At 73.9% G+C, this 25,215-nt stretch carries 25 protein-coding genes and 3 pseudogenes; 16 read left to right on the top strand and 12 right to left on the bottom strand.

The features are described from left to right. The first annotated feature begins 98 nt into the window (after positions 1-98). Positions 99-1,328: a hypothetical protein gene (locus UK82_RS22155; RefSeq protein WP_055409061.1), complete on the top strand. Its 1,230-nt coding sequence runs from the start codon at positions 99-101 to the stop codon at positions 1,326-1,328. Positions 1,329-1,445: 117 nt separating this feature from the next. On the opposite strand, the gene UK82_RS22150 is transcribed toward UK82_RS22155, so the two are convergent. Continuing rightward, positions 1,446-2,372, bottom strand: coding sequence for a CoA ester lyase (locus UK82_RS22150; protein ID WP_236706289.1), 927 nt, complete (start codon positions 2,370-2,372; stop codon positions 1,446-1,448). A 334-nt stretch (positions 2,373-2,706) separates the two neighbouring features. Then, a complete protein-coding gene (locus UK82_RS22145; RefSeq protein ID WP_236706288.1) occupies positions 2,707-3,531 on the bottom strand; it encodes a glucose 1-dehydrogenase in 825 nt (274 codons plus the stop codon). 69 nt (positions 3,532-3,600) lie between these two features. Here UK82_RS22145 and UK82_RS22140 point away from each other — a divergent pair, with 69 nt between their 5' ends. Both UK82_RS22140 and UK82_RS22135 read left to right on the top strand, forming a co-directional pair. Continuing rightward, entirely contained in the window at positions 3,601-4,014 is a 414-nt protein-coding gene (locus UK82_RS22140; protein ID WP_044887002.1) for a MerR family transcriptional regulator, read from the top strand. A 62-nt stretch (positions 4,015-4,076) separates the two neighbouring features. Next, on the top strand, positions 4,077-5,123 hold the full coding sequence (locus UK82_RS22135; protein WP_236706287.1) for an alpha/beta fold hydrolase: 1,047 nt from the start codon (positions 4,077-4,079) through the stop codon (positions 5,121-5,123). 26 nt (positions 5,124-5,149) lie between these two features. Here UK82_RS22135 and UK82_RS22130 read toward each other — a convergent pair whose 3' ends face one another. Together UK82_RS22130 and UK82_RS22125 are read right to left on the bottom strand one after the other, a co-directional pair. After that, positions 5,150-5,842, bottom strand: coding sequence for a M50 family metallopeptidase (locus UK82_RS22130; protein WP_236706286.1), 693 nt, complete (start codon positions 5,840-5,842; stop codon positions 5,150-5,152). A gap of 263 nt (positions 5,843-6,105) precedes the next feature. Next, positions 6,106-7,653, bottom strand: a complete 1,548-nt coding sequence (locus UK82_RS22125; RefSeq protein WP_055409057.1) for an acyl-CoA synthetase — start codon at positions 7,651-7,653, stop codon at positions 6,106-6,108. A 343-nt stretch (positions 7,654-7,996) separates the two neighbouring features. Here UK82_RS22125 and UK82_RS22120 point away from each other — a divergent pair, with 343 nt between their 5' ends. From UK82_RS22120 to UK82_RS22105, 4 genes are all read left to right on the top strand, one after another. Continuing rightward, a complete protein-coding gene (locus UK82_RS22120) occupies positions 7,997-9,043 on the top strand; it encodes an aldo/keto reductase (RefSeq protein WP_044887758.1) in 1,047 nt (348 codons plus the stop codon). A gap of 207 nt (positions 9,044-9,250) precedes the next feature. After that, complete coding sequence (locus UK82_RS22115) at positions 9,251-9,766, top strand: mycothiol transferase (RefSeq protein WP_044887757.1); 516 nt, start codon at positions 9,251-9,253, stop codon at positions 9,764-9,766. Positions 9,767-9,851: 85 nt separating this feature from the next. Continuing rightward, positions 9,852-10,040, top strand: coding sequence for a hypothetical protein (locus UK82_RS22110; RefSeq protein WP_044887756.1), 189 nt, complete (start codon positions 9,852-9,854; stop codon positions 10,038-10,040). Positions 10,041-10,092: 52 nt separating this feature from the next. Beyond that, positions 10,093-10,662 carry a GNAT family N-acetyltransferase gene (locus UK82_RS22105; RefSeq protein WP_173667341.1) on the top strand — a complete coding sequence of 190 codons (570 nt, stop codon included), beginning with the start codon at positions 10,093-10,095 and terminating at the stop codon, positions 10,660-10,662. Positions 10,663-10,799: 137 nt separating this feature from the next. Here the strand turns inward: UK82_RS22105 and UK82_RS22100 are convergent, their stop codons facing one another. From UK82_RS22100 to UK82_RS39440, 3 genes and pseudogenes are all read right to left on the bottom strand, one after another. Next, positions 10,800-11,237 (bottom strand): SsgA family sporulation/cell division regulator, encoded by a 438-nt coding sequence (locus UK82_RS22100; protein ID WP_052681433.1) that lies wholly within the window; start codon positions 11,235-11,237, stop codon positions 10,800-10,802. 235 nt (positions 11,238-11,472) lie between these two features. After that, positions 11,473-12,079 (bottom strand): annotated as a pseudogene (locus tag UK82_RS39445) (DUF3710 domain-containing protein); the annotation flags it as partial. A 1-nt stretch (position 12,080) separates the two neighbouring features. Then, a partial coding sequence (locus UK82_RS39440) for a DUF3710 domain-containing protein (RefSeq protein ID WP_236706285.1) occupies positions 12,081-12,534 on the bottom strand: 454 nt, incomplete at its 3' end. Positions 12,535-12,907: 373 nt separating this feature from the next. Between UK82_RS39440 and UK82_RS42060 the strand changes: the two are divergent. The 3 genes and pseudogenes from UK82_RS42060 to UK82_RS22085 all read left to right on the top strand — a co-directional run. Continuing rightward, a pseudogene (locus UK82_RS42060) lies at positions 12,908-13,175 on the top strand (mechanosensitive ion channel family protein); the annotation flags it as partial. A gap of 1 nt (position 13,176) precedes the next feature. Next, a partial coding sequence (locus tag UK82_RS39430) for a mechanosensitive ion channel family protein (protein WP_236706284.1) occupies positions 13,177-13,765 on the top strand: 589 nt, incomplete at its 5' end. A 76-nt stretch (positions 13,766-13,841) separates the two neighbouring features. After that, the gene (locus tag UK82_RS22085) at positions 13,842-14,321 is read left to right on the top strand and encodes a hypothetical protein (RefSeq protein WP_236706283.1); all 480 of its coding nucleotides are present in this window, start codon (positions 13,842-13,844) and stop codon (positions 14,319-14,321) included. A gap of 27 nt (positions 14,322-14,348) precedes the next feature. On the opposite strand, the gene UK82_RS34155 is transcribed toward UK82_RS22085, so the two are convergent. After that, the gene (locus UK82_RS34155; protein ID WP_173667340.1) at positions 14,349-14,843 is read right to left on the bottom strand and encodes a hypothetical protein; all 495 of its coding nucleotides are present in this window, start codon (positions 14,841-14,843) and stop codon (positions 14,349-14,351) included. Between UK82_RS34155 and UK82_RS31795 the strand changes: the two genes are divergently transcribed. The 3 genes and pseudogenes from UK82_RS31795 to UK82_RS22075 form a co-directional block, all read left to right on the top strand. Further along, positions 14,821-15,156, top strand: coding sequence for a lipopolysaccharide assembly LapA domain-containing protein (locus tag UK82_RS31795; RefSeq protein WP_236706282.1), 336 nt, complete (start codon positions 14,821-14,823; stop codon positions 15,154-15,156). The two genes, UK82_RS34155 and UK82_RS31795, sit on opposite strands and share 23 nt — an antisense overlap. A 10-nt stretch (positions 15,157-15,166) precedes the next feature. After that, a pseudogene (locus UK82_RS39425) lies at positions 15,167-15,506 on the top strand (ribonuclease BN); the annotation flags it as partial. 1 nt (position 15,507) lies between these two features. Continuing rightward, positions 15,508-16,318, top strand: an 811-nt coding sequence (locus tag UK82_RS22075; RefSeq protein WP_236706281.1) for a YihY/virulence factor BrkB family protein, incomplete at its 5' end; no start/stop codon positions are given. A 98-nt stretch (positions 16,319-16,416) separates the two neighbouring features. On the opposite strand, the gene UK82_RS22070 is transcribed toward UK82_RS22075, so the two are convergent. From UK82_RS22070 to UK82_RS22060, 3 genes are all read right to left on the bottom strand, one after another. Continuing rightward, complete coding sequence (locus tag UK82_RS22070; protein ID WP_044887753.1) at positions 16,417-16,896, bottom strand: universal stress protein; 480 nt, start codon at positions 16,894-16,896, stop codon at positions 16,417-16,419. Positions 16,897-17,033: 137 nt separating this feature from the next. Further along, entirely contained in the window at positions 17,034-19,898 is a 2,865-nt protein-coding gene (locus tag UK82_RS22065) for a WD40 repeat domain-containing serine/threonine protein kinase (protein ID WP_055409053.1), read from the bottom strand. A 54-nt stretch (positions 19,899-19,952) separates the two neighbouring features. After that, the gene (locus tag UK82_RS22060; protein ID WP_236706300.1) at positions 19,953-20,666 is read right to left on the bottom strand and encodes a hypothetical protein; all 714 of its coding nucleotides are present in this window, start codon (positions 20,664-20,666) and stop codon (positions 19,953-19,955) included. Between UK82_RS22060 and UK82_RS22055 the strand changes: the two genes are divergently transcribed. The 3 genes from UK82_RS22055 to UK82_RS22045 all read left to right on the top strand — a co-directional run bounded on the left by UK82_RS22055 (position 20,656) and on the right by UK82_RS22045 (position 24,036). Beyond that, a complete protein-coding gene (locus tag UK82_RS22055) occupies positions 20,656-21,534 on the top strand; it encodes a hypothetical protein (protein WP_152989977.1) in 879 nt (292 codons plus the stop codon). The genes UK82_RS22060 and UK82_RS22055 overlap by 11 nt on opposite strands. Positions 21,535-22,008: 474 nt before the next feature. Then, complete coding sequence (locus UK82_RS22050) at positions 22,009-22,644, top strand: hypothetical protein (RefSeq protein ID WP_052681434.1); 636 nt, start codon at positions 22,009-22,011, stop codon at positions 22,642-22,644. Positions 22,645-22,827: 183 nt separating this feature from the next. After that, positions 22,828-24,036 carry an HAF repeat-containing protein gene (locus UK82_RS22045; protein ID WP_044887749.1) on the top strand — a complete coding sequence of 403 codons (1,209 nt, stop codon included), beginning with the start codon at positions 22,828-22,830 and terminating at the stop codon, positions 24,034-24,036. A gap of 67 nt (positions 24,037-24,103) precedes the next feature. On the opposite strand, the gene UK82_RS22040 is transcribed toward UK82_RS22045, so the two are convergent. Continuing rightward, the gene (locus tag UK82_RS22040; RefSeq protein ID WP_201784232.1) at positions 24,104-24,988 is read right to left on the bottom strand and encodes a class I SAM-dependent methyltransferase; all 885 of its coding nucleotides are present in this window, start codon (positions 24,986-24,988) and stop codon (positions 24,104-24,106) included. Positions 24,989-25,215 lie beyond the last annotated feature (227 nt).

Below are 25,215 nucleotides of genomic sequence, written 5' to 3'. Positions count from 1 at the left end.
CCGCCGCCGTCGGGGTCCTTCCCACGGCGGCGGCGTTTCGGGCGTCCCCGGCCCTGGCCGACACGGCGTCGGAGGTTCCCACCAGCGCCGCTCCGCTGGTGGGTATCGCCCGCACTCCGTCGAGCAGGGGCTACTGGCAGGTCGCCTCGGACGGCGGCGTGTTCTCCTTCGGAGACGCCGGCTTCCATGGCTCGATGAGCGGCAAGCATCTGAACATGCCCGTCGTCGGCATCGCGGCGACTCCCGGCGGCAAAGGATACTGGCTGGCCGCCGCCGACGGCGGCGTGTTCTCCTTCGGAAACGCCGACTTCCACGGCTCGCTGGGTAGCAGGCGTCTCGACTCGCCCATCGTCGGCATTGCCTCCACCCCCAGCGGGGACGGCTACTGGCTGGCCGCCGCCGACGGCGGAATCTTCGCCTTCGGCGACGCGAAGTTCCGGGGCAGCATGGCGCGGCATCCCCTGAATGCTTCGGTCACCGGGATCAGTGCCGCCCCGGCCGGGCAGGGATACTGGGAGGTCGCCGGCGACGGTGGCGTGTTCACCTTCGGCGCGCTGGACTTCCACGGCTCGCTCGGCGGCCAACCGCCCAAGGATCCGGTCACCGCGATGGCGGCGACCCCGTCCGGCGCCGGATACTGGCTGGTCACGATCGCAGGCGAGGTTTTCACCTTCGGGGATGCCCAGCCGGCGGACGCGGCGTCGGGCAGCGCGCCGACGGGAGGTGTCAACGCGATCTGTCGGACGTCAAGCGGGGACGGCTACTGGTTGTCCACCGTCGACGGCAGGGTCTACGCCTTCGGCGACGCAACGTCTGCCGGCCACGTCCGGTACCGGGCTCGATCGTCGGCCGCGTCGACGCGGGGCCGACGATCGTCGACGCGGGGCCGACGGGCGGCGGCACTCGCCCTCGGCTGGGTCGGCCTCGACTACCGCGGTGCGGGAGGTGAGCGGTGGGGCGTGCCCGGACCGCCCGAGCTGTGGTGCGCCGACTTCGTCACCTACACCTGGCAGCGCGCGGGCATCGACATCGACCGCATCGCCTGGGTGGCGAGTCTGGCAGCGTGGGGACGCAAGCATCAGCGGTGGTCGACGGACCTGTCCGCTCTCGCGCCCGGAGACGCGGTCATCTATTCCCACCACACCGGTCTCGTCGTGGACGTCCAACCCAACGACGTGGTGGTGACGGCGGACGGTGACTGGGGCGGCACCGGCCGCACCAACAGGGAGTTCGCGCGCTCCTCGCGCGTGAGGCTCAATGTCTGGCAGCCCTCCACCGGCCGCGGCTCGGGCAAAAAGACCATTCTGGGGTTTGTCCGAGCGGTCTGAGGGGATCGCCGGTCGACCCGGCGATGCGGTCCTGCGGTCCTGCGTCGTCCACCGATCCGGGGCCGCACCTCCGTCGGGGCCTCTGCGCAGGGCGGCGATGCGGCCCGCGGACGGCCGCTAGCGGGCGGCGGTGAGCTCGGCGATGGCGGCGTCGACGGCGAGCAGCCGGCGGGCGTTGTCGACGTGCAGGTTCTCGATCATCCGCCCGTTGACGGTGACGACCCCCCGGCCCGCGGCCGCCGCCTCCGCCCAGGCCCGCACGATCTCCGCGGCCTCGGCGAGCTGCTCGGCGGACGGCGAGAACGCCTGGTTGCAGGGCTCGACCTGGCCGGGATGGATCAGGGTCTTGCCGTCGAACCCCAGCTCACGGCCCTGCCGGCACTCGGCGGCGAAACCCTCGGCGTCGCGGACGTCGTTGTAGACGCCGTCGAGGATCGCCTTGCCGCTGGCCCGCGCCGCCAGCAGGCACAGCCCCAGACCGGTCAGCAGCGGCGCCCGGCCGGGCACATGCTCCGCGCGCAGCTCGTTGGCCAGGTCGTTGGTGCCCATGACCAGCACGGCCAGGCGCGGCGAGGACTGGGCGATCTCCAGGGCGCGCAGCATCGCGATCGGCGTCTCGACCATCGCCCAGATCAGGGTGCGCGCCGAGGCCCCGGCGGCGGCCAGATCCCGCTCGACGGCGTGCACGTCCTCGGGCGAGCCGATCTTCGGCACGACGACGGCGTCCGGTCCCGCCTGGGCGGCGGCGCGCAGGTCGTCGGCGTGCCAGGGGGTGTCGCGGCCGTTGATCCGGATCGCCACCTCGCGGCGGCCGTAGGCGCCGGCGGCCACGGCGGCGCAGACCCGCGCGCGGGCGTCCTGCTTGGCGGCCGGGGCGACGGCGTCCTCCAGGTCGAGGATGAGCGCGTCGGCCGGCAGGCCCTTCGCCTTCTCCAGCGCCCGCTCGTTCGCCCCCGGCATGTACAGCACCGACCGGCGCGGCCGGTAGTCCGCCGCCGTCCCCCCGGCCGTCGTCCCCTCGGTCGTGGCCTTCTCGGCTGTCACCGCGTCCCTCCCATCCCCGCGCGCCCGTGCGGGCCCGACCCCGGGCGTCATCCGCACGGGGCGGACCGACGTCAGCCACCACCCGCCCCCGCGGGCCTGGCCTGGACCAGACCTGTCGGCTGGCCAGTCCCAGACGGACCTGGCCCCGCTCCGGCCAAACTGGCCGTTTCCGGTCGAGGACGCGGCGGCCTCACCCTACTGGCCCGGTGGCCGGGATGCCGGAGAACGCCTCCGGCCAGGCCACTGTTCACCGGACCGCTGTTCGCCGGGCCGCGCCACCAGGTCGGATCTCCTCGCGGTTCAGACTCTCCTCGCGGTTCAGCGGTTCAGCGGTTCAGACCAGGCCACCCGCGGCGACGATGTCCTGCCCCGTCACCCACCGGGCGTCGTCCCCCGCCAGGAAGGCCACGATGTCGGCGATGTCGCGGGCCTCGCCGATCCGGCCGAGCGGCGTGGCGGCGACGAACGCGTCGAGATTCGCCCGGACGTCGGCGGACAGACCGTCGGTGTCGACGAGCCCGGGCAGCACCGTGTTCACGGTGATCCGACGCGGGCCGAGTTCACGGGACAGCGAACGCGCCATCTGCTCGACGGCCGCCTTCGTCCCCGCGTAGACGCCGACGTTCGGAAAGGTGGCCCGGGTGTAACCGGTGGAGATGTTGACGATGCGCCCGCCGTCACGCAGGCGGCGGGCGGCCAGGCGCAGGGCGAGGAACGTGCCACGGACATTGACGGCGAACAGCCGGTCGAAGGCGTCCTCGTCGACATCGGCCGTCGGCGCCACCGCCCCGATGCCCGCATTGTTGACCAGGATGTCCACTCCCCCGAACGCCTCCTCGGCCGCGGCGAACAGCGTCTCGGGCCCGCCGCGATCGCCCAGGTCGGCGCGGACGGCCACGGCCCGGCCACCGGTGTCGACGATGCCCGCGACGACCTCGCGGGCCGCGCTGGCGCTGGTGTGCCAGTTGACGATGACGGCGGCGCCGTCCGCCGCGAGTCGGCGCGCCACGGCGCGGCCGATTCCGCGGGAGGCGGCGGTGACCACGGCGACCTTGCCGGCCAGAGGCGAGACATACGGATCACGGACCGCCGCCGGCGGAGCCGGTGCGGTGGGCGGCCTGGAGGCAGAGTCGGCGGATTCGATCGGTGCGCTGCTCATGAGCGCGACGCTAAAGTCTGACATCGGTGTGAGAGTCAAGCCGGCCGATTCGAGAGAAGAGGATCACCGATGCGCATCGGGGAACTGGCCCGGCGCACCGCCGTGAGCGAGCGGCTGCTGCGCTACTACGAGGAGCAGGGGCTGCTGCGTCCGGCGCGGCTGCCCAGCGGCTACCGGGTGTACGCCGAATCGGACGTCGATCAGGTCCGCCGGATCCGGACGCTGCTCTCCGCCGGCCTGCCCACGACGCTGATCGCTCAGGTGCTGCCCTGCGTGCGGGAGGACGGGGGCCGCTTGGTGCCGTGCGCCGGCCTGGTCGCGGACCTCTCCCGGGAGCGGGCCCGGATCGACGCGCGAATCGACGATCTCGCCGCGTCCCGCCGGGTGCTCGACGCGGTGATCACCGCCGGCGAGACCGAACCCTACGACATCGCGCCGCCGCGGGACCGCCCCGCCGACCGCCGGGCCAACCCGACCAGGTGAGCGAGCGCAACGAGGGGAACCGGCCGACCAGGTGAGCGGGCCCAACCAGGGAGGATGTGCGCGTGGTCAGTGCGAGCGGGTGGCGGTTGCCGGTGGTGGCGGGACTGGAGCTGCACGTCGAGGACGTGCGGCCGGACGACCACCCGCCCGGCGTGACGGCTCTGGCGGATGCCCCGCCTACCGAGGTCGGCGTACCACCGGCCGAGGTTGGTGCGCCGGGGGCCCCAGACACCGGGGCCGGCGGCTGGGGCAGCCCGGTCGTGCTGGTCCACGGGATCGCCGGCAGCACCGCGGACTGGGCCGCGGTGGCATCCGAGCTGGCCGCGTCACGCCGCGTCGTCGCCTACGACCACCGGGGGCACGGCGCGAGCGGCCGGGCACCCGGCGGTCGGGCGGATTACACCTTCGACCTGCTCCTCGCCGACCTCGCCGCCCTGGTTGCGGCGCTCGGGCCGGCCAAGGTCCATCTCGTCGGCCACTCGCTGGGCGGGGTGATCGCGCTGCGGTACACGCTGGAGCATCCGGACCGGGTGCGTTCTCTCGTGCTCGTCGACACCGCGGCCGCGCCGGCCGCCGCCACCGGTCCGGTCGCGAGGCGAATCGTGGCGGCCGTGCTGGAGGGAGCGGCGGCGATCGCGTCGGGCAGCGGTGGTGCGGCGCGGGGCGGCGGTGGTGCGACGCAGGGCGGCGAGAGCGTGGGCGCGGTCCACGACCATCGCAACCCCGCCGAGCGCCAGGTGGCGGGGTTGGGCCAGGCGGACCCGGAGGCGCTCGCCGCGCTGGGCCGGGAACTCGGCGGCTATCCCTCCCTCGTTCCCCGGCTCGGCGAGATCACCGTGCCGACGACCGTCATCGTCGGCGAGCACGACTCCACGCTGCGGGCGGGTGCGCAGACCCTGGCACACGACATCCGGGGGGCCCATCTCGCCGTGATCGCCGGCGCCGATCACAGCCCCCAGGTCAGCCGTCCGCTCGCGTGGCTGACCGCCATCGACGACCACTTCGCCCGCGTCGAGACGGCCGCGGCCGGCGGCACCCCGGACAGCGGTGCCCCGGACAGCGGTGCCCCGGACAGCGGTGCCCCGGACAGCGGTGCCCTGGCCGGCTGACGGGACACCTTCCGCTTGCCCGGAGGTCAGGCGAGCAGGAGGACCGTGCCCTTCAGGGCGCACCACAGGCTGAAAGCGGCGAAGGCGAGGACCCAGAACAGCGCGGGAAGGTGGGTGCTCTCGGCGAGCTTGTCGGCGTCCGAGCCGACCGCGCCGCGCCGGCGGGCCCGGTGCAGGACCAGCACCGACCGCGGGCCGGAGAACAGCAGCACCCAGGTGAGCAGATAGGCGTACCAGAGCTGGACCCAGCCCGGGGCGTACCGGCCGGCGAGGACCAGCGAGGCGCCGACCGAGAGGACGACCAGTTCCCCGAAGCCGTTGCGCATCACGAGCAGCAACGCGGCGAGCGCCACCACCGCCAGGATGAGCACGGCGGTCACCTTGCCCGCCGCCAGCAGTCGCGCCGAGCAGACCCCGATCAGGGAGGGGAAGACGTAACCTGCCGCCCGCGTCGCGAACAACCCCACGCCGCGGCGCCGACCGAACGAATAGGTCAGGCCACTCCCGTCGGACTCCACCCAGACGCCGCCCACCCGCCGGCCGGCGAGAAAGGCCGCGAAGGCATGGCCGCCCTCGTGGACCGCGGTGTCGAGATGCTCCGGGACGCTGCTGACCAGCACCGCCAGCAGCGCGAGGAGCCCGGTCACGACGGCGACCGACCGCGGCGCCGCCGCACCGTCCAGAACGACGGCGAGAGTGCCGTCCGCCACCACGCTCACCGCGCCCCCGAAGCCACGCCGAATCCCCCCGGGCCGGCGCAGGCGCGTCACCCCGAGCCCGAGGCCGCCCGCCGCCGGCCTGGTACCCCCAGAAACGGATGCGCCCTGACACGGCTGCGCCCTGACACGGATGCCGCCCGGCCTCCGCTCCCGCGTCCGGCCACGATCATCCCGGGCCGATCTGGGTGACTCCTCGTCTTTTCCCGGTATCGCCGGGATTCCGCGGCCGACGGGATGTCCGGTGAACCCGCCCGGTCACGGCTTCAGACGGTGTTGAGGTACTGGTCGCGGAGCTGGCGCTTGACCAGCTTGCCGGTAGGGGTGCGCGGCAGGTCGTCGACGAAGTCGACCGTACGAGGGATCTTGAAGCCGGCGAGGCGGGGGCGCAGGAAGTCCAGCAACTCGGCGGCCAGCTCAGGGCCGGGGACGGCGGCCGGGGCGGGCTGGACGACGGCGACGACCCGCTCCCCCATCTCCTCGTCGGGCAGGCCGATGACCGCGACGTCAAGCACCTTGGGATGCAGGGTCAGGCTGTCCTCGATCTCCTGCGGGTAGATGTTGACCCCGCCCGAAATGATGGTGAACGCCCTGCGGTCGGTAAGGAACAGGTAGCCGTCCTCGTCGAGGTAGCCGACGTCGCCGGTGGTCGACCAGGTGGGGTGGTCGGGGTGGCGGGCGGCGGCGGTCTTCGCCGGATCGTTGTGGTATTCGAACGCGGGGACGTCCCGCTCGAAGAAGATCGTGCCGACCTGGCCCGTGGGCAGCTCGGCGCCGTCGTCGCCGCAGATCCGGACGATCCCCATCCCGGGGCGGCCGACCGAGCCTGGCTTGCGTAGCCATTCCTCGGTCGTGATGAACGTGGCGCCGGCCTTCTCCGTCGACGAGTAGTACTCGTAGATGATCGACCCCCACCAGTCGATCATCGCGCGTTTCACCTCGGGCGGGCAGGGCGCCGCCGCGTGGACGGCGACCCGGTGGCTGGACAGGTCGTACTTCTCCCGGACAGCCGGGGCGAGTTTGAGCATGCGGACGAACATCGTCGGCACCCACTGGCTGTGGGTGATGCGGTGGTGCTCGATCGCGGCGAGTGCGCCCTCGGCGTCGAAGCGGTCCATCAGCACGACCGTCCCGCCGTGACGGTGCACCCAGCCGCCGAACCGCAGCGGCGCGGCGTGGTAGATCGGTGCGGGCGAGAGGTAGACGGTGTCGGGGCCGAAGTCGTACATCGACCCGAACAGGGTGACCAGCGGGTCGCCGGGTTCGTGGACCTCGCGCTCGGGCAGGTCGTCCCGGATCCCCTTGGGCCGGCCGGTGGTGCCGGACGAGTACAGCATGTCCGTGCCGCACGGCTGGTGGGGCAGCGGGCCGGGAGGCACCGAGGCCAGCGCCTCGTCGTACGAGCCATACGTACTCGACGCACCCGCGTCCGCGCCGTAGACCAGCCGGATCCCGACCTGGGGGGTCGCCTCGACGATCTGTTCGGCCACGTCGAGCAGGGCGGCCGAGACGACGAGGCCGCGCGCGCCGCAGTCGTCGATGATGTAGGCGATCTCGTCCGCGACGAGGTGCCGGTTGACGGCAGTGATGTACAGACCCGATCGAAGCGCCGCCCAGAAGACCTCGAAGGCCCGCGGGTCGTTGTCGGTGAGCAGGGCGAGATGATCCCCGCGGCGCAGACCAACCTCGTGCAGGCGGCGGGCGAGCCGGCTCGAGGCGTCCTCCAGCTCGCCATAGGTGAGCACGGCACCCGTGCCGGCGACGATCACGGCCGGCTTGTGGGGAGACTGCTCGGCGAACACCCCCGGGTACATGCGCTCTCCCTGATGCCGATGCGGCGTGGCCATTCGAGCGGATCCGAATGTGGCAGCCATCACAATATTGACGCCGTCACGTTACGTCCACAGACTTCGACACATCGGCGCCAGGCTCGACCCCCGAACCGGGCCTCGCCAACCGGGTTGACTTCGAGTGCGCTCTCATCGTTACGGTCGGCTGCGGGGCGACGAGCCCTGCTTGTCCGAAGCCCGCGATGTCCGTTGCCTCCATCCGGACAGGCAGTGCGGGGAGGTCGCGGCCGCGCGGGATCGGCGACGACACATGCAGAGTCACGCGACACATGCAGGGTCAGCGACGACAGTGCAGGAGGCTTCACCCATGCGGTACCGCAAGCTCGCCCGGACCGGCGTCGAGGTCAGCACCCAGTGCCTGGGCGCCATGATGTTCGGCGCCTTCGGCAACACCGACCACGACGAGTGCGAACGCATCATCAACCACGCGCTCGACGCGGGCATCAACTTCGTCGACACCGCCGACGTCTACTCGCAGGGCGAGAGCGAGCAGATCGTCGGCAAGGCCATCAAGGGCCGCCGCGACGACATCGTCCTGGCCACCAAGTGCTTCACCCCGATGGGCGACGAGCGCAACCACCGCGGCGGCTCCCGGCGCTGGATCATTCGCGCCGTCGAGGACAGCCTGCGCCGGCTCGACACCGACTACATCGACCTCTACCAGGTGCACCGGCACGACTGGGACGTCGATCTGGAGGAGACCCTCGGCGCCCTGACCGACCTCGTCCGCCAGGGCAAGGTCCGTTACCTGGGCTCGTCGTCGTACCCCGCCGACTGGATCGTCGAGGCGCAGTGGGCCGCGCGCCGCCGCAACAGCGAGCGGTTCGTCTGCGAGCAGCCGCAGTACTCGATCTTCGCCCGGTCGATCGAGGAGGCGGTGCTGCCCGCGACGCTGCGCCACGACGTGGGCGTCATCCCGTGGAGCCCGCTGGCCGGCGGCTGGCTGACCGGCAAGTACCGCCGCGACGCCGAGATCCCGTCGGGCTCGCGTTTCGGGTCGGAGGGGGTCTTCGCCCGCCGCCGCGGCGGTGCCGGGCTGGATGAGGACCCGAGCACGCCGGCCCGCTACGACGCGGTGGAGGGGCTCGCCACCATCGCCGAGCAGGCCGGGATCTCGCTGACCCACCTGGCGCTGGCGTTCGTGGACAGCCATCCGGCGGTGACGTCGACGATCATCGGGCCGAAGACGTTGGCCCAGCTCGACGACGTGCTCGCCGGCGCCGACGTCACCCTCGACGCGACCACGCTCGACGCGATCGACAAGGTCGTCCCGCCGGGCACCGACGTCGCCGGCATCGAGCACTACAGCGGCAACCCCTCGCTGCGCCCCGCCTCCCGCCGCCGTGCCGGCTGACCTCACGCCGATGTAACGACCCCACGTTCCTTGCCCTTCTGGAGTGACAAACGGACGCCGAAGCCTCCAGAAGGGCAAGGAAGGCGGACTCCTGACCCGCCCTGGCCGGCCGACGAGCATCGGCGGCGCGCCGGGACCGACCCGTCCTCACTAAGATCGAGACCGGCGCCGTCGGCGTCGCATCGACCACGTGAGGGAGCCCGCGCGATGAACGGTTCCGATCTTCTCGCCGATGCCTTCGGGCGGATCCAGGACGAGGTGCGCGACGCCGTCGCCGGGCTCGACGCGCACCAACTCGCCGACCGCGTCGACGGGACGTCCAACTCCATCGGCTGGCTGGTGTGGCACCTGACCCGGGTTCAGGACGACCACGTCGCCGATGTCGCCGGGCTCGAGCAGGTCTGGACCGCGGGCGGCTTCGCGGACCGGTTCGCGCTGGCGCTGCCCGTCGCGTCGATCGGCTACGGGCACACGACCGAGGAGGTCGACGCGGTCCGGGTTGCCGATCCGGCGCTGCTCGTCGGCTACCACCAGGCCGTCCACGACCAGACCGTCCGCTACCTCGCCACGCTCACCGGCGGCGACTTCGACCGCGTGGTGGACGAACGGTGGGAACCACCCGTCACCCTTGGGGTCCGCCTGATCAGCGTCGTTTCAGACGACCTCCAGCATGTCGGCCAGGCGGCGTTTCTGCGGGGCATCATCGAGCGACGGCAGTCGTGACGGCGCCGGGACGGGCCACCGGCCGACCGGACGTTTCGTCACCTCGGCCGGGAACCCATCGCATAGTCGGCAAAAGGTAGGCGTCGTGCCCCATCGTTTCGTTGCCGGCGACGGTCAGCTCATCGTGCTCGACGTCTGGCGGCCCACCGAGGCCTTCCACCAGTTCTTCATCGACCCGCCCGCGCTCGACATCCTCATGCGGGACGCCGGAGTCGTCGACCCGCCCGAGATCCCCTTCTGGCAACCGACCGAGGGCGCCCCCGAAGCACCCTGAGCCACCCGGCACCCTCCCCGCGCCTGCCGGCAGCGCTGGGAGGATGACGGTCGTGCCCGACACCGGATCACGCCCCGTTCCCGATCCACGCCCCGCCGCCGCCGCGCTTCCGGCTTCGCCGCCGGAGGACGGGATCGCCCTCGCAACTGCCCGGGACGAGGACGCGGACCAGATCGTCAAGCTGCAGTATCTCTGCTACCAGTCCGAGGCCGAGCTGTACGGCGACTACTCCATCGCGCCGCTGACGGAGACCGTCGCCGAGCTGCGCGGCATCCTCGCAGCAGGCGGGGACGGGCGGAGCGACGGCGCGACGGTCGTCCTCGTCGCGCGGCGCGGCTGGGAGGTGGTGGCGGCGGTGCGCGGGCGGCTCGACGGCGACATCTGCCGGGTCGGCCGGCTCGTCACCCATCCGCGGCTGCGCCGCCGGGGGCTCGCCAGCCGGCTGCTCGCCGAGATCGAACTCCGCCATCCCACCGCCGCCCGCTTCGAGTTGTTCACGGGCGCCCGCAGTGTCGACAACATCCGCCTCTACACTCGCCGCGGGTACCGGGAGACCGGGCGGGCCGTCGACGGCGGCATCGAGATGATGTTCCTTGCGAAGCCGGCCGGGACGCCCGCCTGAGCAGGCGGGCCGCCAGAAGCTTGGATCGTCAAGAGCCCGGACCGTCAAGAGCCCGGACCGTCAAGAGCCCGGACCGTCGGGGGCTCGGGCCGTCAGGCGCGGGGCTCGAGCCGTCAGGAGAGCGGGGGCTCGGGCCGTCAGGGGTTGCGGGTGCGCAGGAGGGTGCGCAGCTCCGCGTTCCAGTCGATGCCCTCGCCCTCCCGGCCCGCCGGCACCTTCTCCTCGATCTCCGCGAGGAACCGGGTGACGATCGAGCGGGGCAGTTCGAGGTCGGCGTGCCCGGACGGGCTGGACAGGGAGACGGTGACGACCGCTCGCCCCTCCGACCGGGTCGGCCGGATCCGCACGTCACCGGTGCCGGTGGGGCCCTGCGTCCCCTCCGCCAGCAGCGTGCGCGCGAAGATCCAGGTGATGGACTCCCGGCCGGGGCGCAGGATCAGCTCCACCGCGAACGGATCTGCCGGGTCGTAACGCAGGGTGCCCGCCACGGAGGCGCGCGCACCGTCCTCCGTGACGAAGTCGGCGGACAGATCGCGCACCACGACTTGCGCGGGCGTCGAACTGTGACGGAGCATCGCTGCCTCCCAACACGGTCGGATCCGACCCTGTTAGCATCGCTGCTGCCACGCTCCGGATCGGCCGCCCGAAGGCCCCTGTGTACAGGCGGAACAACCCGACACCCACGGGCCGATCAGCACAAGCGCGCGCGAAACGGCGGGCGGCCCGCGGCGCTCGGACGCCAGCCCGGGTGGTGAGGCGCCCAGGAGGCGGAGCGCGGCAGGGGCCCCGCCCTGAGGGCCGTTTCCCGGGTCAGCCCCAGGTGGTGAGGTTGCGGCTGAGGCCACCGACCGGCGCGCCGATCACCTCCCGGCTGATCCCCCGTGTGTCCAGGACGATGGCGCCGGAGGGTCGGATCCGACCGAGCTCGCCGTCCGGGTCGCCGTCTGGGTCGCCGTCGGTGCCGCCGCCGGAAGCACCGGGGGCGCCGGCGCGGTCGCCGCCGGGGGCGTCCTCGGCGCCGGCATCGCCATCGGCACCGCGGCGGGCGGCGCCGGGGACGATGGGTGGATCGCCGTCCCGGTCGGTGGGCCGGCGCAGCGGCAGGGCCGCGCCGCGTGGGGCCGCCCGCCCGCCCCGCAGCACGATCACCCCACGCAGCACCTCGTCGACGAGGACGTCGGCATCGGCCGACGCGGCGGCCGGCGCCGTGACCACTGCCCGCAGAAGCCAGCGCGGCCCGTCGAAGCCGAGCACGCGCACCAGCCAGGCCTCCCCGCGAGCTCCCGCCCCCGCGCCGGACGCCGCCGCCCCACCAGATGCCGCCGCCCCACCAGATGCCGTCTCCGCACCAGGTGCCGTCTCCGCATCGGGTGCCGTCTCCGCATCGGGCGCAGTCTCCGCGCTGGGGGCCGTCTCCNCACCGGGCGCCGTCTCGGCCGTGAGTCGAAGCTCCGCCCCGCAGTCGCCGACGGTTTCCACGACCGGCCCGCAGGTCCTCGGCCCCATCCAGGGGACGAGGTCCGCGAGCAGCTCGGCGGGCGATGCGCGCAGCTCGGCGCGTGTCCCCTCCCACAGACCCTGGCTCTTCGGCGCGGCGTACGCGGCGAGCGTCATCGCCGCCCGACCGGCGCTCACCTCGACCGCGACGCCACGGCCGGTGCCCGGATCCGCTCGTAGGTCGACGGCGACGCCGGCCGGCACGGGGACGATGAGCGAGCCCAGATCGAGCCGGCGAACCCGGTCGTTCGGCGCGTCGGCGAGGTCGTAGGGCCCGGGGGTCGGCTCGCGGTGGCCGGCGGGGACGCCCGCGGGATAGTCCGATCGGGCATCGGCGGCGGCGCCGAGCCGGTTGCGGCCGAACCTTCCGAACATCCCGACCGCCCTCTCCACCTGGCAACCCGTCCAGGATCGCCGATCTCCCGGCCGGTGTCGACGCGGACCGGCATGTGGGGAACGCTCGTGTGACCTCAAGCCGGTGTGTACCCGTTGGGTAGACCGAGGGTAGGTTCGGGGAGGTGAGCGGAGTTCGACAGCCCCGGCCGGCGCCGCCGGCGACGACCCGCGTGCGGCCGCCCACCCCAGGGTGTGGCCCGGGCGGACGGTCAGCGGCGCGCGCCCCTCATCCGGGCCGGCAGTCGCCCGCGTGGGTGATCTACCCGGACGGCCCGCGCCCGCCTCGTCGAGCCGCATGATCGGCGCCGCCGGCACGTCCACGACCGTGATCACGGCCTCCGCTCCACTGAGNGACATCGGGCACTGGGCCCGCGGCAGCGGCCTGGAGGTCGTGCTGCTGGTGACGGGGGCGGTGCTGCTCACCCGGTTGGCAACCTGGCTCGGCGACCGCGTCACCAGCCGGATCGACGTGCCCGCCACCGGGACGGACCGAGTGGTGCGCACGGAGGCGGCCAAGCACCGGCACGCCGTCGCCCAGGTCGTCACCTGGGTCGTGCTCGTCATCGTCTACTGCCTGACGGCGGTGCTGGTACTGCAGCGCTTCGGCGTGCCCCTGACCGNCTTCGTCGCGCCGGCGACGATCGTCGGTGTCGCCCTCGGCTTCGGTGCGCAGCGGGTCGTGCAGGACATCCTCGCCGGGTTCTTCATCATCGCCGAACGCCAGTACGGGTTCGGTGACCTGGTCCGCCTGCTCGTCGCCGGCGGTCCGCCGGCCGGGTCGACCGGCACGGTGGAGGAGGTCACGCTGCGCATCACCCGGATCCGGACGACCAGCGGCGAGGTGGTCACCACGTCCAACGGGCAGATCGTCCAGGTGATCAACCTGTCCCGGGACTGGGCCCGTGCGATCGTCGACGTGCCCATCCCGGCGACCGCGGACCTCACCACCGTCAGCGACCTGCTCAACCGGGTCGGCGCCGAGGCCTACGCGGACGAGACCCTGCACGCCCTGCTCCTCGACGCCCCGACCGTGATGGGCGTGGAGAGCATGGACCTCGACGAGTTCAAGATCAGGGTCGTGGCCCGCACCCAGCCGGGCCGGCAGTTCGAGGTGGGCCGGACGCTGCGAGCGCGCATCGGCACCGCCCTGCTGCGGGAGGGCATCATCGTGCCCACCGATCTCGACACCGCCGCCCCCACCTCTTCGTGACCCGCCCCAGCCTCATGACCCGCCCCAGCCTCATGACCCGCGGCGGCCCCACGGCGCGCCCCGATCCGATCAGGCGGTGCCGAGCTTGACAACGCTGTCCTCGCTGCGGCCGGTCCAGTTCCTGCAGTCGATCCACATGCGCCGCTCCACCATCGCCCTGGTGGTGTTCTTCCTGCTGACCGTCGCGCTGTACCTGCTGGTCCGCCCGACGCCCGAGCGCGTCGTGCAGAGCCGCCGCTCGGCGCAGACCACGCAGTCGACCGTGACCGGCGGGTCGGACGGCAGCGGCGTGGCGAGGACGCCCAAGCCGCATCGCGCCACCGCGACGCCGACCGGCTCCGTGACGCCCACGCCGACCCCGACACCCACCGCCACCGGGGATCCGGCGGCCACGGCGATCCCCACCGCGCCGTCGACCCCCCTCTCCCCGACCGCGACCGCTGACACCGGCTCGGGCCTGCGATCGGACGGCACCACGGCGACGCCGGGCGCCACCGTGCCGGCACCCACCGCCACTCTCGGCCTCGGCTCGTCGGGCACGACCACCCAGCCGTAACCCGACCCCATCCGTAGTCGCACGACGTCAGACTATGGAAAGACCACGCATGGCCACCCGAAAGTGGGATATGGACCGTTCGGTTGGGTAGAGACCGGCCATGACCACACCGCCCACCCCCGCATCGCCCGAGGGCGGTGCCCAGCGACCTGTGCCGAGCCCTCCAGGCACGCCGGTGTCGACGACCGAGCCGATTCCCGCCACCCAGCCGCCGACCGGCGCGCCGCCGCCGGCCGCCGCGTTCCCGGTGCCGCCCGAGCCCGGCGCCGCCCCGTACGGCCAGGCGCCCCCGCCCGGCGCGGCGCCCGGGCAGTACCCGCCGCCGACCGCCGCGCCCGCCGCGCCCGGCTCGCCGACCTCGCCGGCGACCGCGCCAGGATCATCGCCCCCGCCGACCCCCTCGCCGGGTGCGGGACGGCGGTCGGATCCGAGGCGGGGCGGGCGCGCCGAGCGGACGCACATCCCGGTGACCCGCACCAGCCGCGTCTGGACGACGCTGGTGCTGTTCGCGCTCGTCCTCATCCTTCTACTGATCTTCATCCTGCAAAACCAGGACGATGTGAAGCTGTCGTTCCTCGGGGCGCACGGGTCGATCCCGCTCGCCGTCGCGATGCTGTTCTCGGCGGTCGCCGGCGCGCTTCTCGTCGCGATCCCCGGCGTCGGCCGCATGATCCAGCTCCGCAAGGTGGCCCGGCGCGGCACGGCGGCCGTGCCGGCCGGCTCGGCCGGCGTGACCGGCTCGAACGGCGTGACCGGCTCGAACGATCGACCGGTCACCGCGGATCCGCCGGCCGGCAGGGCCGCCAAGAGGCTGCTGCACCGCTCGGCCCGGTGACCGACGCGCGATGAGAGGGCGCCAGGGGAACGACCGGGACACCGGCCAGCGTGCCGCCGCCGCACCGGACCCCGGTGCCGGTGACGAGGTCGGCGGTCCGTCCGCGATCGGGACCGGCTCGGAGGCCAGAACCGGACAGGCACCGGGAACGGTGCTGGTGCCGGACCAGGCGGTGCTGCGGGATCAGGCGGTGGCGGCCGTGCGGGCGGCCGACGAGTCGGGGCAGGTCACCGAGCTGCCCCGGCGCTCCTGGTTCGGGGTGTTGCGCCGCACGGTCCGCGAGTTCATGGACGACGACCTCCCCGATCGGGCCGCCGCGCTGACCTACTACGCGGTGCTCGCCGTCTTCCNCGCGCTGCTCGTGCTGGTGTCGTTGGTCGGACTACTGGGCAGGTCGACGACGGACCGCCTGCTCGACAACATCGAGCAGCTCACGCCCGGCGCCGCACGCGACATCCTGCGCAACGCCGTGACCGGGCTACGCGACAGCGCCGGGTCCGGCGGGGTCGTCGCGATCCTCGGCCTGGCCGGCGCGCTGTGGTCCGCCTCGGGATACATCGCCGCGTTCATCCGCGCCGCGAACGCCGTCTACGACATGCCGGAGGGCCGACCCGTCTGGAAGATCGCCCCGCTGCGCCTGCTCATCACGATCACCCTGGTGGTGCTGCTCGCGGTCAGCTCGGTGATCGTCGTGTTCAGCGGGGCGCTCGCCGAACAGGCCGGCACCGCGATCGGCCTGGGCCACGAGGCGATCACCGCCTGGTCGTTCGCGAAGTGGCCGGTCCTCGTGCTGATCGTCACGGCCATGATCGCGCTGTTGTACTGGAGCACGCCCAACGTGCGACCGCACGGCTTTCGCTGGCTGACCCCGGGCAGCGTGCTGGCCGTCGTGATCTGGCTGATCGCGTCGGGGGCGTTCGCCGTCTACGTGGCCACGTTCGGGTCGTACAACAAGACCTACGGGACGCTCGCCGGCGTCATCGTGTTTCTGGTGTGGCTGTGGCTGTCGAACCTGGCGATCCTGCTCGGCCTGGAGTTCGACGCCGAGATCGCCCGGGCGCGGGCGATCGCCGCGGGCCTCGACGAGGGCGTCGAACCGTACGTGGAACCACGCGACACCCGCGCCTGGCCGCGCCCGCGCCGACGAGTCGCCCGGAACTGACGGGGCACGGCCGGGCGAGAGCCGACGGCAGACGCGGCGCGAGCAGCGGGCCGGCAGCGACGGGCTACCGGAGAGGCGACGGGCTACCGGAGGACCGCCTACGGGACGACCGTCACCGGCCACAGGCCGCTGCGGACCAGTCGGCTCGCCAGGGAGCCGATGAGCCGGTGCCCGGCGCTCTCGGACGCGCCGACGACGACCATGTCAGCCTGCACCTCGGTGGCGCTCCGCTTGATCCCGTCGAAGGGGTCACCGGCGCGCACGAGGAACCGGATGGGCACGCCGAGCTCCTCGGAGCGTTCCTGGATCGACGAGCGCACCTCGTCGGCGATCGAGTCGATGACCTGTTGGACCGCCTCCCCGGCCGGGGCCGGAGACAGCGCCGCCCAGACCGACGGCGACGCCACGTACACGACCACGAGCCGGGACGTCTGCCGCCGGGCGAGACCCGCGGCGAACGCCGCCGCGCGCATCGCCGTGCGAGAGCCGTCCACGCCGGCGAGGATCGCCCGCGGGCCATCCGTGCCGAGCTCGAACCGCCCCGGTTGCCAGGCCGGCCCGAAGTCCTCGACCGTCATCACCGATGGCCCCATCTCAGCGCTCACACCCGCAGTCTTTCGCACCCGACCCGTGTCTGAACACCGGCCGGGCGCCGAAAGCGCGCGGGCCGGCTGGTCGGCGTCCGCTGCAGGACCGCCTCAGGTGCAGGACCGCCTCAGGTGCAGGACTGGTGGTAGGGCATCGACGCGAACGCATCGGCCCACTCCCCCTGCGTGATCCGGTTCGTCGGGTCGGCGCAGGCGGCGCGGGCGAGCCGGCCCGGGTCGGCCTCCCACAGCCGCAGCGTGCCGTCGTACCCGGCGGACAGCACGACGCCGGTGCCGGCGACGAACGTGACCGTGCTGATCGGGCGGGTGTGCCCGTGCCACTGGGTCAGCGTGACCGGCGCGGCGGGGTCGGTGACGTCGAACAGGCGCACCGTCTCGTCGTCGCCACCGGACGCCACGAGCGCGGGGGCGGCGCCACGGGCCACGCTTGAGACCCCGCCGAGCTGCCCGGCGACGGTCGCCTGCGGGACGGGATGCCCGGAGTCGCGCACGTCCCACAGGCGGACGGTCGCGTCGACGCCGCCGGTGACGAGCAGGCCACCGTCACCGCTGAAGGTCACGGCGCGCACCGCGCGGCTGTGCCCGCGCAGGACCGCGCCCGGCGTGGGGTGGGCCGCATCCCGGATGTCCCACAGGCGCACCGTGCCGTCCTCCCCGGCGAGGGCCAAGGTCCGGCCGGCGGGGGCGAACGCGACGGCGTAGACCCCGCCGGTGGACGTGTCGGCGCGGGAGCGCTGCGTCGGGTTGGCGGGGTCGGTGACGTCCCACAGCGCGAGGACGCCGTCGGCCCCGGCGGAGGCGAGGGTGTTGCTGTCCGGGCTGAAGGCGACGGTGCGCACGGTGTCGGTGTGCAGGCTGGCGACGGACCAGCGGCGGATGTGGGCCGGGTCGTGCACGTTCCACAGCCGCACCGCGCCGTCGGTGCCGCCGGAGGCGAGCAGGTCGCCACCGCCGTTGAAGGCCAGCGCCCCGATCCAGCCGGTGCTCCGCACCGAGCCGAGCCGGACGAGTCTGGTCCGCTCGGAGACCTCCCACAGGGTGATGACGCCGTCCGTCCCGCCGGTGGCGATCCGGCTCCCGTCCGGGCTGACCGCCGCCGACAGCACGGCGCCGGGCCCGGCGTCGACGGTGGTGGGGGCGACGTCGGCGCCGAACAGGGCGATCATCGCGCTGCGGGTGGCCGGCGAACTCGGCGCGGCGGTGTAGGCGGCGAGGGCCAGGCGGCGGGCAAGCCCGCTGTCGTCGTCCTGGAGCGTGATCGCGCGGGTGGCGACCGAGTCGGGCACGTTCGACGCGGCCGACCCGTTCCCGCCGCGGCCGACGAGGACCACGATCAGGCCCGCGGCGACGGCGATGACCGCCACCGCCGCCACGATCAGCCACGGCCGCCCCGAGCGACGCCGCCCACGCGCGGACGCCGGTGCCGCGTCCTCGGCGCCCGCACCGGACGCACCGTCGGCTGGCCAGCCCGCGACGTCCCCACCGCCGGCCCCGGCTCTTGCCCCGGATCCAGCCTCGAGCCCGGATGCGGCCCCGAGCCCGGATGCGGCCCCGAGCCCGGATGCGGCCCCGAGCCCGGATGCGGCCCTGGCCGCGGGCGCGGGGCCGGGGTCCGGCGCTGGAGTTCGGGCGACGCCGGCCGGCGTGTGGCCGGCCGCGTCGCCCGCCAGGCGCTCGCCCACGCCGCCGCGGGACTCGGCCTCGGTCCAGACTGTGACCAGGCCGTCGGTGGCGTCCGGCGAGCTCGCCCGCCATCGCTCGGCCGGCTGCCAGACGGGATGCTGACCTGACGGGGACGCCTCCCCGACCGGCCCGGACGGTGCGGGCCCGGCGGTCGCGGCCGGCGGGCCAGACCGGCCGCTGCGATCGCCCCGGTCCGCGGGCGGCAGGGAGCCGGAGAGGTCGGCGCGCGCCGGCGTCGGCGGGAAGTCGGGCGGCGGCCCGACGGGCTGATGATCCGTGATGGGGGTGACGGGGGTGAGGGGGCCCGCGGCGGCCGGGGTGGGGGGCGGCTGGGTGCCCCGTGGGGTGGTGTTCAGCGGCCGGATGAGCGCGGTCACCTCGGACAGCGACAGCGGCGGCTGCGGCACCGCGACCGGCGCGTCGGCCCGCAGGTCGAGCAGCCGGGCGTAGAGCTCCTCGGCGCGCGGCCGGTCCGCGGCGACCTTGCGCATCGCCTCCTCGACGAGCGGGCGCAGGCTGTCCTCGAACCCGTCGAGCATGGGCGGATCGTTCACGGTCCGGAACAGCAGCCCGGGCGTCGGGCCGCTGCCGAACGGGTAGCGACCGGTCCCGGCGTAGATGAGGACACCGCCCCAGGCGAAGACGTCCGCCGCCGAGGTGACCTGCTCGCCCTTGGCCTGCTCGGGCGCCATGAAGGCCGGCGTCCCGAGCTGGCGGTCCCCGCCGTGGTCGAGATCGAGCCTGGTGGCGGTGTCCAGGGCGCGGGCGATGCCGAAGTCGATGACCTTGGGGCCGAGCCGGGACAGCACGATGTTGGACGGCTTGAGGTCGCGGTGCACGATGCCGGCCCGGTGGATGGCCATCAGGGCGGTCGTCATGCTTACCGCGAGCTGGTGCAGCTCCGCCGTGCTCAGCGGGCCGCGCCCCACCACCGCCTCGGCGAGCGTCGGACCGTCGACGAACTCGGTGATCAGGTAGGGCTGCTCGGCGGTGATGTCGACGTCGAGGACCGCGGCGGTGCAGAACCGGGCCACCCGGCGGGCGTTGTCGGCCTCCTGCTTCAGCCGCGCCCGGAACTCGGCGAGACGGGCGAGGTCCGGGCGGATCAGCTTGACGGCCACCTGCCCGCCGGTGGGGTTCACCCCCAGGTAGACCGTGCCCATGCCGCCCGCCCCGAGCCGACGCAGCAGGCGGTAGGGGCCGACCTGGGTCGGCTCCCCGGACCCGGGCCCGCCACGGCGGTCGTGCGCGCCGTCGGCGGTGGCGCCGTGACCGGATGGGTGGGACATCGGTGCGTCACTCCCGCCCTGGTCGGAGGAAGCCGGCCAACGCTCGGCCGGCGGCTAGCGGCGCTGCGCCCTGGCCCGGCGCCGCCCCCGAGCCGCGAGCTGGTAGTGCACGGCCAGGAAGGACAGCGCGAGGAACAGCGGCAGCAGGACCGACGGCGCCGTCGCGCTGGTGTCCGCGGAGACGAGCACCATGTCGATGCCGGCGTCGAGGTCCTTGCCGCAGTCCGCCCTGACCGGGCGGTAACCCGGCCGGAAGCTGGCGAACTGGACGACAGTCTCGAAGGTACCGGCCTGGTCGGCGACGGCCCGCCCGACGAGTTCGCCGCTGGCCGTGAGCACGGCCGGCGCCCCGGGTCGGCAGCCGGCGCCCCGGGCGAACAGGGTGTCCCCCGCGGTGACGACGGTTCGGTCGAACAACAGCTCCCCGGGTTGCGCCTCCCGCGCCACCGGGGTGCCGACGGGCGGTTCCGGTGCCCCGGCGGGAAGCACCGGGGTGCACTTTCCGAGCACGCGGACCGTGCCCTTGGCGCAGCGCGGCGGCGCCGGGACGGCGCACTGCTCGTCGAGGGGCACCGCGACGCCCCCCGGGCACAGCCGCCGCCCGGCCGGGCAGTCCAGCGTCGCCGCCCGCACCGAGCCGTCCCAGCAGACGACCGGGACCGGCGGTGACGGCGTCGGCGCCGGGCACGCCTCGCCCACCGGCACGCCGACCGGCGAGCCGGCACAGAACCGCTGCGGCAGCGGGCACTGGTCGGCGGTGTCCCGCACCGACCCGTCCGGGCAGGTGACCGAGGCGTGCGGCGACGGCGAACCGCTGGTCGGCGTGGGCGCGGCCTGGTCGGTCCGGGTGGCGGTCGGCGACGGGCAGGGCGTGGCGGCGGCCGCTGCCAGGCCGCGGGGGCGAGCCGGGGCCGTGCTCGCGCAGAGCGGCCGCTTGTCGCAACCCGGCGCCGGCGACGATCCGGTCGGGCAGGGGGTCGAGCACGGATCGGCGGACGGCTCTATGTCGACGATGACCGGGGCCGCGGGCGCGGTCGCCGGGCCGCAGGTCGGCGGCGGCGGCGCGTGGCAGTTGCCGGCGGGGACGTCGCGGGACGGCGAGGGGCAGAGCGGCGGGGAGGTGGGTTCGCAGTTCCCGTCCGGGCCGGGGCTGGCGCCGGTCGGGCACACCGGCGGAGACGTCGGGCAGGCACCGGCACCGGCCTGCGCCGGGCAGGCCGTGGGCGTGCGCGTGCAGTTCCCGCCGGCGGCGACGGTCGTCCCGCTCGGGCAGGCGGAGGGCGTGTTCGTCGGGCCGGTAGGACTGGGCGTGGCCGAGGGCCCTGGGCCGCTCGGCGACGGGGAGCCCTCGCCGTCGGGTGTCTGCGGCGCGGGCGCCGGAGTCGTCGGCCTGGGCGGGGGCTGCGGCGCGGGATCCGTGGTCGGAGACCCCGAGGTCGCGCCGCCGGAACTCGGCGGCGTGCCACCCGACTGGGACGTGCCACCCGACGAGCCGCCGGTGGAAACGCCTCCGGACCCGCCGGAACCCGGCACAGCACCGGAACCCGACACAGCACCAGAACCCGACACAGCGGCGGAACCCGACGAATCGGCGGAATCCGTCGCGGCTGCCGAATCCTGCGCGCCGGCGGAATGAGGCGGGGCGTCGGTAGCCGTCGCGGCGGCGTTCACATCCGCCAGCCGGGGTGGCCCGGCCAGGCCGCCGGACACCCCCACTCCCACACAAAGGAGCAGAACACCGAGAAAGACGGTCGGCACGACGCCGCGCCGGGACCGCCTCATGAGCCGGTCAGCCGATCGATGGCCAGACACCAGTGCGCCCCCCCGGGTGCGACCGGCAACACGTTGAGGCCGGCCCGTCCCCACGACCCGCGAAAACACGTGATGCACGTTTGGCGGAAGTCCCACCATACGACGATCGTTAGAATAACAGCCGACCGGCCGCGCATCCCGGTCGCGGGGGGAAGTAGTGACAATCGCAATGCCGGCCGGGCGGTCGGTTCGGGAAAGAATTCTTAGCACTGTTTGCCTGGCGGCGTGCCTCGGTTGGCTCATGTTGTCCTCGGCACCCGCTGCCCGTGCGGCGCCGGGGGGTGGCGTGGAGCTGGCCGTGACCGTCGACGGCCAGCCGCTCGGTCGGGGCGATCTCGTCCTCGACGCCGGCGCGGTAGCCCGAGTGGTGGTCGGCGTGCAGAACCTGAGCCGGTCGGACGTGGACGTCGACTCGGTGCGGCTGAGCGGCGCCGTGCTGGGCCTGACCTTCTTCGACTACGACACCCGCGTCCGCACGACGGTGCCGGCCCGCGGCTCGGCGAACTGGACGGTCGATCTCGACATCCGGGACCTGGACGGGCGGGCCACCGGGCTGATGCCAGTCGAGGTGGCGCTGCGGGACACCGATCTGCACACCGTCGCGAAGGCGACCGGAACCGCGAGCGTGCACGGCTCGCTGCTGTCCATCTACGGACTGTTCGGACTCGGCCTGCTGGTCCTGATGGGGCTGCTGTGGGCGGTCGCGCTGCTCCCGCTCGGCCGGCACGCCGCGCCGGCCACCTGGTGGCAGCGGGGGCTGCGGTTCCTGCCCGCCGGCTGCGCGGTCGGGTTGTTCGGCGTCTTCGCCCTCTCCGCGACCCGCCTGCTGTCGCCCACCACCGCCGTCGACGTCTCGCTGACCATCATCTCGGCCGCCGCCTGCTTCGCGGTCGGAGCCCTGCTTCCACGGCTGACCGCCGCCCGTCCCGGCTGACCCCCGCCCGGCTGACCACCGCCCGTCCCGCCGGCCCCGCCCCGTCCCGCCCGTCCCGCCGGCCGACGGGGCGTGTCGCTCATTGACGACATCACAACCTAGCGCCACCATCCAACTCCACAGGGTAGTTGCGCGGTGGAGAACGCCAGGTCCTCCGTCGGGCGGACTGAGAAGGCGGGCCGCATGCCGAACGACCGCAGGACATTCATCCGCCTGGCCGCGCTGGCCGGCGCCACCGCTCCACTCGCACTCGGCGCGGTCACGCCCGTCGCGGCAGCAACGGGCGACGCCGCGACCGGGAACGCGCCGGCCGCGGTGCCGCTACCCCGTTCCCCGCTCGGGCGGCCGCCGGTGCTCGTCCCCGGCCCCAATTCCTACAGCGCGGGCCGGCTCAGGGCCGGGAACGCCGCCGGGCTGCTCGCCGGTAGCTGGGACGACTCCCCGTACAGCGCCATCGGCGGCATCTGGCGCGACGGGACCGTGCATTTCCTCGACGGCAGCAACGATCCGGCGGCCGTGAACGAGGCCGGCGTCGTCGTCGGCGACGTGGTGAGCCACTACGACCGCCAGGCGTTCCGTTGGTTCAACGGGAACTACCAGCGTCTGGGGTTCCTCGGCGGCACCAACACCATCGGCGGTTATCGCAGCAGCGCGAACGCCGTCAACCGCAGCGGGGCCGTCGTCGGTTACAGCAGCACCGACAGCGGCGCGCAGCACGCCGCCCTGTGGTGGGACCCCCGGCCGCAGGACCTCGGCACCCTCGGCGGCCCGTCGAGCGAAGCCGTCGACGTGAACGCCGCGGGCCACATCGTCGGCTCCAGCGCGACCGCCGCCGGACAGTCGCACGCCGTCGTCTGGTTCGGGGGGGCCATCCACGACCTCGGCACCCTTGGCGGCTCGTCGAGCACCGCCGTCGCCGTCAACGAGCGCGGGCAGATCGTCGGCCACAGCGAGACCGCGGATGGCCACCGCCGCGCCGCGCTGTGGGACCGGGGCCGCGCGATCGACCTCGGCACCCTGCCCGGCGACACCACCTCCAGTGCAGTGGCGATCAACAACGCCGGGCAGGTGCTCGTCAGCTCGTACGGGACGACGAACGGCGCCTTCCTCTGGCAGGCCGGGCGCCGCACCCCGCTGCGGGTGGCCGGCGGCGCCGTCGAACCGGTCGACCTGAACGACCGGGGGGTCGCCTGCGGCACGGTGACGGCGTCCGCCGACGGCACCACGCGCGCGTTCCGCTGGCAGGCCGGCCGGCTCACCCAGCTCGCCACCCTCGGCGGCTCCTACGGCAACGCGTGGGCCGTCACCCCCACCGGGATCATCGTCGGCTCGTCCCGCTCGGCGAGCTCTCCGGTCCCGCAGGCGGTGTTCTGGCCCGCCCCCGGCCGCTGAACCCACACCGGGTCAAAGAGTCAGCCGGGGAGCCGGGGAGCCGGCCGAGGAGACCTGGAAAGCGCCGTCAGGCAGCCGGTTCGGCCAACACCAGGAGATATTCAAACTCGTAACGCCCCGGACCGCCGAGCGGGCCGAGATACTCGCCGGCGGCGAATCGCAGCAGGTCGTCGTCGAGCGCGGCGAGGAGTTTCGGATCCGTGCCGAGACGTTCGTAGGTCTCGACCACCGGGGCGAAACATGCCCGGTAGAGCGCGCACCATTCCGCCGGCGAGCCGGCGAAGTCCAGGCGGGCGGTGCGGCGGTGCGTTTCCAGTCGGGTGACCCGATCACCGAACAGGGCGCGCACGTGGTCCGGATCGCCCCAGTCGGTCGGCGCCGGCGCACCCTGCGCACGGGTGGGGGCGTGCCGCTCCAGCAACGCGAACAGCCGTCCCATCGCCCCGCCAGCGGTCCAGTTCGCCAACGCCACCGTGCCGCCCGGGCGGCACACCCGCACCAGCTCCCGCGCCGTCGCCGCCTGGTCGGGCGCGAACATGGCGCCGATGCAGGACAGCACCACGTCGAAGTCGTCGTCGGCGAAGGGCAGCAGCTCCGCGTCCGCCTCCAGCCATTCCAGGCTGATGCCGCGCTCGGCCGCCGCCTGCCGGCCCCGCTCGATCAGCGTGGGAGTGAGGTCGGAGGCGGTCACGTCCGCGCCCAGCTCCGCGGCCGCGATGGCCGCGTTGCCACTGCCGGCGGCGACGTCGAGCACCCGGTTGACGGGGGCGACCCCCGCGGCCCGGACCAGGTCGCCGCCGAGACCGACGAGCAGGCGGGCGATCACCGAGTAGTCCCCACGGGCCCAGGTTCGGCCGTCCGGGGCGGGCTGGCCCGGTGCCTGCGCCGCAGCGTTCGCGGCGCTTGCCGGCCGCCCGACCAGCGTGTGCGAGTCGAGATCGTCAACAGTCATGATCTTCCTTTCCCCGGCACGGGTTCACGGATTCCACCGGGCCGATCCACCCCACCACGAAAGAAACCCCAGGTGGATCGCCGATAAACAGCACGGAGCGCCCAGGAAGGGCACACCGCACTCGGCTCCGAGGCCACTGAATATCCTCGGAAGCCGACGGGAACTATTCTTGGTGATCGGCCGGTGACACGCCAGCGATACGCATAACCGGCGGAATTGAAGCGGTC

The organism is Frankia sp. ACN1ag, assembly GCF_001414035.1.
GTDB classification, from domain to species: domain Bacteria; phylum Actinomycetota; class Actinomycetes; order Frankiales; family Frankiaceae; genus Frankia; species Frankia torreyi.
This window is presented reverse-complemented; position numbering and strand designations above follow the sequence as displayed.